This window comes from Labrys sp. LIt4 (assembly GCF_017813775.1).
Lineage (GTDB): Bacteria > Pseudomonadota > Alphaproteobacteria > Rhizobiales > Labraceae > Labrys > Labrys okinawensis_A.
Genome location: NZ_JAGIPY010000033.1, coordinates 1 through 9136 on the forward strand (window position 1 = coordinate 1; position 9136 = coordinate 9136).

The following is a 9136-nucleotide window of genomic DNA, read 5'->3' on the forward strand; positions in this document are numbered from 1 at the left end:
GTCGGAGCGATCCAGACCGAGCAAGTCGGTACGGCGAAGGTCTCTGCGGTGGGACAGGTGTTCAAGCAGAAGGTCGGTCACAGCTATCACATCGATATCGGTGACGAATTGGTGATCGGCGTCGGTGCGGGTGTGGATGCAGAGGGCAAACCCACGCCACCGAAGTGCCTTCTGGTGATGCGCAAGAATGGCGACATCCTCCTCAGAGGTGTCAGGATTTTCATCGAGGCCGAGAAGCTGATCCAGCAGAAGGGGAAAATCGTTCATCACAATTGAACGCAGCTCGCCTTTTGCCGCGGCTTTTCATGGTCAAGGTCCCACATGCCTGACGTCAGAAACTACACCCCTTTCCCGAACTTTCGCTTCTACGCCACCGACAATCAGGCGCGGGAGTTTGGCGTCATCATCGTCAAGGCAACCTATGAGATCGCCCCGAGCGGCCGGTTGCTCGTGGCCGAGGAACAAGCGCCGATGATGTTCGACGATGAATGCCATGGCGAAGTGAACGTTTCCTCGCTCTGGCATCCCTCCGATCTCGTGCCGGTCAAGCCGACAACAGACGTCATCGTCAATGCTATCGCCCATGCCCCTGGCGGCGAGCCTCGGCCGTCCTGGACCTGCGGCATCACCATCGAAGGCACTGAAAATTCCCATACCAAGCGTTTGCGTGTGACGGGGCCGCGGCAATGGCTGCCGAGATGGAAGAGGCCACTAACGGAGCACGAAAAACAGGAATGGCAGAAGCATCGGCGTTGGTTCGAAGGCTGGGAGCTTTCCGAATCCGAACCGATCGCGAGCCTGCCGCTACGCTATGAATATGCCTATGGCGGCCTTTTGCCCAAGGGCGAGGACGAAAACGGCCAGGCCGTGATCGACACCAATCCCCACAATCCCCTTGGGCTCGGCTGGATCGACCAGGAATGGACCGACCACACGCGTCCCCAGCCGGCGCCACGGATCGAGGCCGCCGACGAGCCGATTACCGATGCCTACAGAATATACGCACCGCAAAGTCTGGGGCCGATTCCTCCAGCTTGGGAGCCGCGCTATCCCCATGGCGGAACATACGATGACGAATGGAAGGCCAAGGTATGGCCGCGATGGCCGGCCGATTACGACTTTGCCTATCACAACAGCGCCCATCCCGACCTCATCCTCGATAGCTATCTCGGTGGCGACGAGCGCATTCGCTTGACGAATTTGCTGCTCGAGCGGGCGGATTTTTCCTTCCGCCTGCCAGGCGAGAAGCTGGCCGTGGATTTTGCGGGCGAGAATGGTGAGACCGTTCGCCACGAAATGAACCTCGACACTTTGTTTCTTGATATCGCGGATACCAATCCCCGCTATCGGCGCATCTATTTGAGCTGGCGCGCCCGTTTCGAGCCGGATCGCTTCGTAACAGCCAACATCCATCGCATCGGCCGCCCCGAAGACAGCGTGGCGGTGACAAAACGCATTAAAGAGGGCCAGTACGCATGAGCCAAAAGGCATCCTCCCAAGCGACGGCGGAACATTACATCGTTTCCATTGGCCCGGATGTGTGCTTGACGCCACGTGGCAGTGCCATGGTGCCGGTGGCTTATTTCTCAGTGGCTAAGCTGAAAGACGCTGTGCGTGTTTCCGACAGCGTGTTCAACAATGAACTATCGGACTTCCACCTCAATTCCCGGGCGCAATATTACAAGGGCCATAAGCCGGGCATTGGCAAGGGCGTTGTCGTACCGGGCTATTACGGCTTGTCTCATGTGATCGAAACGACCTCGACCGTCTATTCCTCCGGCTGGGCCTCCTGCCGTCATCGCGATCCTGCTTCGATCAACATGGCTGACGAGGGACCGACGGAGCCCTTCACCCCCATTGATAAGAGCCAGACCTGATCATGGCGGATGGAACCCCAAACTCACGGCAAGAACCATCGCCGCAAGGCACGCCCGCACCTGCGGTTGCCCCCTCGCCCCAGCCCGCTCCGCCGCGCAAGGAAGAGGGGACGGGCACAACAGACCCCAAGGGCAACGGCCCGGGGCAGCTCAATACCCGTGCAGTTGCGAAACCGGAGTCGCTAGATTGCCCGGAGACGCCGTATCAGAAGAAACTGCGGGAAGATGCAAGATCGAATAAAGACAAGCACCTCAAGAAACTTTTGGGAATTCTCAATTCCAATTTGAGCAGGAATCATCCCGGCTCAGAGCCTATTTCCTCGTGGGAAGATATTGTTAGCGGAAAAGCAACCGAATCGGGCCCGGAATCCAAGAATCCCGTATTGAGAGGTGATTTATCTTATACGGGGGTAAGAGATTCTATTTTATCTGACGCTGCCAACCCCGACTCCTATTATCTAGACGGCGCCGCTAGAGCTCATCTGGGGGCCATGGACAACCTCGATGCAAGTATCGCGAAGCTAAAGGGACCGGACTGGGGGTACGGGAAGGGCTATGAGGATCTCATTCAGAAGTGGTGTCGTCAGAAGAACGAAATCAAAAAAGAGACACCAACCACATGGTGGCAGGAACATTTCGGGCCGGGAACACCGGGAGAGCGTGCGCTAGCGGAAACCGTGGGGGGAGTAGCGGAGGCGGCTATCGGCGGACGCTCCGGTGTTCAAGGCAACGGCTTTGGCATGCGTCCGCGGCCGTCTCCGTCCGGTGTGGCAAGGTCTGTTGAGGCCCCGCCATCTGGAGGCCCATCGGCCGGCGCCATAGCACGCGAAACCCCATCAGCTGGAATTTCAGCAGCCGAAGCTCCACCGGTTTCAGCAGCAGCGCGCGAAGCCCAATCCGGTGGGAACACAGCTTCCGAAGCCCCATCTTCAAGACCTCCAGGACAATTGGGGCGGCAAACCGAGGATCCTCCTCCCGAAACGCCTCCGCCGGCAAACACCGGCAACGCGGTTCCGAGGCGGGGCGAGCCTGTTGCCGTCACCAATGGCGAATATCTCGAAACCTGGGAAGATTTTCTTATTCCCGGCACGCTGCCGTTCGACGGCGCGCGTTATATGGGTCTCAAGCTGGGTTTGCCCACTCGTTATCGCGGTCCGCTCGGCCCGTGCCAGATCTCGGCCTTCGACGAGATCATCACCAATCCACGGCGAGGGGAACTGACTTATTTCAACGCTTCTGGCGAAGAGATCGGCTTCGAGCGCCCCTTCAACATTCTGGAGGCGACCAATCCGGCTTTTCCTGGTCTGTCGTTGACGGCACCCTGGCTGCGGCAACTGCAGTTGGAGGACGGTCGACTCGTCAAGCATTTCCGGCAATATGCCGACAACATTTACCGTCTCCAAACGATCGAAACGCTGGACGGAGCAAAGGCGATCTTTCATCGCTCCGAGACCGGTGCGCTCACTCGGCTCGATGGACCGGATGGGCTCTCTCTCATCTTCGAGAATGATGCCGAAGACCGCCGTACGGCGATCAGTCTGATCGGCACCGATGGCTCGGTGCTGGAACTGGCCCGCTATGCCTATGACACGCGCGGGCGGATGATCTCCTCGGACTGCGCTTTCGGCATGTCGGTGCGTTATGATTGGTCTCGCACCAAACCGCTGCTTAAGCGCTGGACCAATCTCAGCCAGCGCACCGAGAGCGTGTTCTCTTATGATACGCAGGGCCGCGTTGTCCGCACCATGACCAATGGGTTGTGGAACGACGACCGCTTTCACTATGACAGCGAGAAACGACAGACTGTCTACATGCCGGCCGGCCAAGTCGAGCGGGCTGAGCGCTTTGCCTATGACGCGCAAGAGAATGTCACCGAGGAGACCAATGCGCTCGGAGCGGTGACACGACATGACTATGACGAATTCGGCCGTAGGACGTCGACCGCCGACGCCAATGGCAATATGCTTGCTCGTGAGTATGACGCGTTCGGGAATATCCTCTCGATAACCGACGGTGAGGGCCGCTCGACACTCTACAAATGGACGCCACGTCGACAGCTCGCGATGGTGATCGACGGCGCCGGCAATGCCCGGCGCATGGCCTATGACGGCAAGGCTCGCCCCGTCCTCTTCACCGATGCCGAGGACCATGTCACCGCCTTCAGCCATGACGACCAGGGCCGGCTAATTGCCATCACGCGGCCTAATGGGGCGGTAGAGCGGCGCAGCTACGACGAGCACAACCGCCTGGTTGCCGTCACCGATGCCAAGGGCAGCGTGACGCGTTACGAACATGACGCCTATGGGCGCGTCGTATCGGTGACCGATGCGCTGGGTGGGGTGACGCACCTCGCCTATGACGCCGGTGCAGGCGGCTTTGCGGTGCCCACGCGGCTGACGCGGCCGGATGGCGTGACGGTCGCGCGCTCCTATGATCGGGAGGGAACGCTCGCCACCGTCACCGATGGCGAGGGACGGCAATGGACCTATCAGCATGGCGCCTTCGGTGTGCTGGAGGCAATCGTCGATCCGAAGGGAGGCCGGCTCTGCTTCGGCTATGACAGCGAGGGGCGACTTCTCACCGTCACCAACGCCAACGGGCAGATCTGGACGTTCACGCGCGACGTCGCTGGCCAGGTGATCGCGGAGGAGGACTATGACGGCCGGCGCATCGTCTATGAGCGGGACGCGGCGGGACAGGTTATTGCCATACGCTATGCGGACGGCACGCGACGGCATTTTGCCTATGACAAATCCGGCCTCCTTGTTCGCGAGGAGAGTTTCGCCCCTCCATCGGCCAAGCAAGAGGATGGCGATACCGAGCTCGAAGACGTCACGCGCTATTGGTATGACGACCGAGGCCTTCTGATCCAGGCGGAGAACAAAGCCTCGCTGGTCGCTCTCGAACGTGATGGCAATGGTCGGATTGTGGCGGAGACGATAAACGGGCGGCGGGTCGAAAGCCGTTACGATGAAAACGCCCTTCGGGTGGAACGCCGAATCCTTGGATCGAACCCTGGAAGCTCCCATCTCGTCGAGATCGAGCGTGATCCCTTGGGATTGGTAGCGCGCCTGACCATCGATGGGCATCAGCCTCTGGTCTTCAGTCATGACCGTTTGGGGAGGGAGACGCGGCGCGCAAGCGCGGCAGGCTTTGCGCTGCACCAGCACCACGATGCCATCGGTCAGTTGCTGCACCAGAGTGCAGGCCGCCTGCTTGACGCTGGATTCGCGGGCTTTGGCCACGCCGTCGACCTCGATGCGGGCGTTGCCTCGCCGAAGGCGGCCTCGGGTGTGGAGCGCCGTTATTCCTGGGATAGGGCTTTTTCGCTGACGGGCATTGCGGACGGGTTCTGGGGTGAGACCGGCTACATTCATGATGGCAACGGACAGGTCGCACAAGCGCGTCATGGCGACGGCAGCGCCGAAAATTTCCGCTATGACGCCGCGCACAACATCATGGCCTTCGCGGAGGGAGGAAGCAGTGGCCGTGATGATGGCCCCGGCCTCACGCCTGCCATTGCCGGATCGGCCTGGCGCCCGACTGAGGACACCACGGGATTCATCGGCTGGCAGCTTTCGGATGGCGGCAAGGTTAAATTGGCGCGGGGGCCGCAGGGCGAGCGCATCCATCTCACACACGACATCCGGGGGCGGGTGGTCGAACGCAAGGTGGAGCGTAACGGCTTCCGGCCGAAGACCTGGCATTACGAATGGGACGCCAAAGACCGGCTAGCACGCGGCATCACGCCCGAAGGCGAAGCCTGGCGCTACGGCTATGATCCCTTCGGGAGGCGGGTGTGGAAGGTGCGCGAACTCACATCCGGCGAGGTGCGCAAATATCTGCCGCATGCCGCTGGCAAAGTGGACATTGCGCGGGTCGTCGATCCGACGCAATGGCTGGATGATCCGCGCGAGCAGCCGCTGACCCGGGGAGGTCAGGCCAAGGCCGGGGAGCGCGATAAGCCCCCCGTCGTTGGCCTGGCCTATGGATGGGATGGCAACAATCTGATCGAGGAAGCCCCGCTTCGGTTCGACGGCGCCATCGAGTGGGAGCGCGCCGAGCGCTGGCACTATGAGCCAGGTTCCTTCCGGCCGCTCGCTAAGCAGGAAGCCTCGCGTCAGGTCCTCAACGCCGAGGGCAAATATGAAGAGCATCCTGGCCGCCTGCTTTACGTGGTCACCGATCATCTCGGCACACCGTGTGAACTATTCGATGAAAAGGGTCACAAGCAATGGGCGGCGGAATATCGGTTGTGGGGCGGCCTGAACCGGCTATGGCGCGCAGAACCCGCCAACGACAATGGTCGTGCCGTTTATCCTAGCGGCGGCAGGCGTGGCAGCAATGGCAGAGCCGATGCCACCGAAACTGGCGGCGGACGTATCTACGCCTCCTATGGTAATCTGGCGCTGAAGCAAGAGGAAGCATTCGCCGAGGCCAAGACTGAATGCCCGATCCGTTTCCAGGGGCAGTGGGAGGATGCCGAGAGTGGGTTGTACTACAATCGCTTCCGCTATTATGATCCTTTGGCAGGGCAATATCTCAGTCCCGACCCGATCGGCCTCGCGGGAGGAGAAAGACCGCAAGGATATGTCGAGGATCCCAGTGGCTGGGTAGATCCTTGGGGCTTAAGCGCCCGATTTTGGCGCAGAATCAAGACTTTTAGAGGAAATAAGGTTTACCAAAGAGACGACATAATCGACCCGAACCGGGTCGATCCTGAAACAGGCCTAACAAACAAGCAATTAATGGAAAACGGTTTGGCACCATATGGCCCAGATGGAAATAAAATTAATCTACATCACATGCTGCAAACTCAAGATGGCCCAATAGCAGAAATGACGCAGACTTTTCACCAAGAAAATTATGGAAATATACACATAAATTCTGGGACAGATATACCTTCAGGTATTAATAGAAGTCAATTTAACTCATGGAAGAGGTCATATTGGAAAGATAGAGCGTTGGATTTCTGAAGGATTGGAGGACGTGATGCCTTATGACATACAAGCGGCAATCGACGAATTAAAGGATGTACGGCTGAAGTTGCCGAAAGAGCAGTATTTACCGGACGATGCTGTTCTAGATCGATATGAAAGTGAAGTTGGTATTAAATTTAGCGAGGACTATAGGAAATTTGCGAAGGAGGCAATCGATAGCATTCACAATGGAATGGATGCCCTTAGAATTACACCAGACCACAGCAGCCCAAGAGAACTTATTACAGCATTGCAGAATGGAAGAAAAATAGGACTTCCAAATGATTGGCTTCCGATCTCGGAGGACAATGGAAATTATTATTGTATAACGCCCAATGGAAAGGTCCGATACTGGTCTCATGATGGATCCGCAAACGAAGAATGGGATGATATTGGCTCTTGGATTCACGAGGTATGGCTTGGAGAAGAATAAGTAGCAAAGCTGTCCGACTGGTCGATTGGGCAGGGAAGCCTGGCAATGGATATGGTTGGGCCGGCAACACCCTGATTAAGGACACTCCGCTTCGTCTCGATAGCACGATCGGGTGGGATCGAGCCGAGTGCTGGCACGATGAGCCAGGTTCCTTCCGGCCGCTCGCTAAACAGGAAGCCCCGCGCCAGGTCCTCAATGCCGAGGGCAAATATGAAGAGCACCCTGGTCGCCTGGCTTACGTGGTCGCCGATCATCTCGGCACACCGCGCGAATTGTTCGACGAGAAGGGCCATAAGCAATGGGCGGCGGAATATCGCCTATGGGGGGCTGAACCGGCTATGGCGCGCAGAGCCCGCCAACGACGGTACGACATATCGCGAGCTGATATGTCTCACATAAATGACGCTTCCACTTGGTGGAATCAAACAGGGCGATATTTCGGGGAAAGAGCCCCACTTGTTCGGCAATTTATGCTTGAACCAAATAACTACTATCTCGACTTAGATTCGATTAATAGGTCTCAAGGGGAGATATTGGGAAAAAATACGAGGTACTTACCACCTGTTATGGTTGATCCGTTTGTTTTTCCCTAGAAGGTAAGGATAGAATAGTGAGTCAAAGCAGCCGACCTGAGCTCCCGGAAGCCGTCAAAGATTCCTTGAATAAGGCCTTTGTAAATTATCACGAAGAAAAGAATAGAAATAATTTTGAAGGGATGGAGAAAGCCTTACTAGAGTCTTGGGACTTGCTGCCAGACCAAAAGTTGAGATGGAATTTTTATTCAAATATCATTCCAAAATTTATGGTGGGATTCTATAGGGATTTTCATCATTTTGATAATGCTGTGCGCTGGCTAAATATCATTAGAGAATCCTATGGCCCAGAACTCAACGAGCCAGTAGAATTTCTCGCCGCAACACTGGATTACGAAATGGGCAAGCTTGATAAAGCGTTTAACGAATTTGATATTCAGTATAAAAAATATGGGTCTAAGGTATTTTCTGAATATGATAATAAATATTTTAAGTTTTATAGGGATTATAGAAAATAAAATTAACTCAAACCGTCGTTAAATGCGCTGATAATTTTAATGAAAAAGCTTCCTAAGAGCCGCTCTTAGTTTGTAAGCTTGATATCTTTATATCATTTGCTCTGGTTGAGAGGAATCGTAGATACTTATCATCTTCATCCGCAAAGGTATCGGGCCCGTCCCCCATGTAGGCTCGTATTAGCTCATCGGCTGCCTGACCGAGATTTCCGAGCTCAAACAGACATTGGCCGAGCCGCAGATGAAGGAACGGATTACCTATGGCGCCTGGGAAGAGCATCGCGTAAGTAAGATTGTTCCGACCATCGCTGAAATTGCCTTGCAGGAAATTGGCGTCACCGATCGCCGCTAGTAACCAAGTGCCGGCCTCCCAATCGGTCTTTGGTTCGGGTAAAAGTTCAAAAGCCTCCCAATATCTGAGAAGGGCCCCTTCATAGTCACCATCTTGTGCTAAGGCGTCACCAGTAGCACTCAATGCTTTAATTTGTTCATAGAGTGTATCTTCAAGCTCAGCCATGTGCGATTCCGTCTGCTACAAGCGCAATATACTACACGCCACTTCAACTCCACCAGCTTCTTAAGGTGCGGATTAGAAGCCAGAAGAGCGGGTTCTGTTGCAAGTTTCCAGATCGTTGAGGAGGTCCCATGTTTTCTACGGGATTTATGGGATTACGGGGACAGTTTACTAATTCCGACCATCTTGCATCGAGACGCCTTTGGGCGCCGACGTGCTGCTGCCCGAACGTGCGGAGATGCGCGAGGCGGTGAACGACCTGTTCACGCTCCATGTCGCGGTGCG

At 56.2% G+C, this 9136-nt stretch carries 7 protein-coding genes; 6 read left to right on the plus strand and 1 reads right to left on the minus strand.

Going from position 1 to position 9136, the window contains the following annotated elements; genetic code table 11:
* The 6 genes from J8I29_RS29420 to J8I29_RS29450 all read left to right on the plus strand — a co-directional run.
* On the plus strand, positions 1 to 276 hold a 276-nt coding region (locus J8I29_RS29420), incomplete at its 5' end, for a hypothetical protein (protein ID WP_209434386.1).
* A 45-nt stretch (positions 277 to 321) separates the two neighbouring features.
* A complete protein-coding gene (locus tag J8I29_RS29425; RefSeq protein WP_209434387.1) occupies positions 322 to 1479 on the plus strand; it encodes a DUF2169 domain-containing protein in 1158 nt (385 codons plus the stop codon).
* Positions 1476 to 1877 (plus strand): PAAR-like domain-containing protein, encoded by a 402-nt coding sequence (locus J8I29_RS29430; RefSeq protein ID WP_209434388.1) that lies wholly within the window; start codon positions 1476 to 1478, stop codon positions 1875 to 1877. The genes J8I29_RS29425 and J8I29_RS29430 overlap by 4 nt, the downstream gene beginning before the upstream one ends.
* Before the next feature lie 2 nt (positions 1878 to 1879).
* Complete coding sequence (locus J8I29_RS29435; protein ID WP_209434389.1) at positions 1880 to 6853, plus strand: HNH/ENDO VII family nuclease; 4974 nt, start codon at positions 1880 to 1882, stop codon at positions 6851 to 6853.
* 16 nt (positions 6854 to 6869) lie between these two features.
* The gene (locus J8I29_RS29440) at positions 6870 to 7289 is read left to right on the plus strand and encodes an SMI1/KNR4 family protein (RefSeq protein WP_209434390.1); all 420 of its coding nucleotides are present in this window, start codon (positions 6870 to 6872) and stop codon (positions 7287 to 7289) included.
* 610 nt (positions 7290 to 7899) lie between these two features.
* The gene (locus J8I29_RS29450) at positions 7900 to 8340 is read left to right on the plus strand and encodes a hypothetical protein (protein ID WP_209434392.1); all 441 of its coding nucleotides are present in this window, start codon (positions 7900 to 7902) and stop codon (positions 8338 to 8340) included.
* A 52-nt stretch (positions 8341 to 8392) separates the two neighbouring features.
* Here J8I29_RS29450 and J8I29_RS29455 read toward each other — a convergent pair whose 3' ends face one another.
* Positions 8393 to 8854: a hypothetical protein gene (locus J8I29_RS29455; protein WP_209434393.1), complete on the minus strand. Its 462-nt coding sequence runs from the start codon at positions 8852 to 8854 to the stop codon at positions 8393 to 8395.
* Between the last annotated feature and the right edge of the window lie 282 nt (positions 8855 to 9136).

Bases quoted from the DNA above. Each gene is read 5' to 3' on its own strand.
- J8I29_RS29440 (WP_209434390.1), top strand. From the start codon at position 6,870: ATGCCTTATGACATACAAGCGGCAATCGACGAATTAAAGGATGTACGG.
- J8I29_RS29430 (WP_209434388.1), top strand. From the start codon at position 1,476: ATGAGCCAAAAGGCATCCTCCCAAGCGACGGCGGAACATTACATCGTT.
- J8I29_RS29425 (WP_209434387.1), top strand. From the start codon at position 322: ATGCCTGACGTCAGAAACTACACCCCTTTCCCGAACTTTCGCTTCTAC.
- J8I29_RS29435 (WP_209434389.1), top strand. From the start codon at position 1,880: ATGGCGGATGGAACCCCAAACTCACGGCAAGAACCATCGCCGCAAGGC.
- J8I29_RS29455 (WP_209434393.1), bottom strand. From the start codon at position 8,854: ATGGCTGAGCTTGAAGATACACTCTATGAACAAATTAAAGCATTGAGT.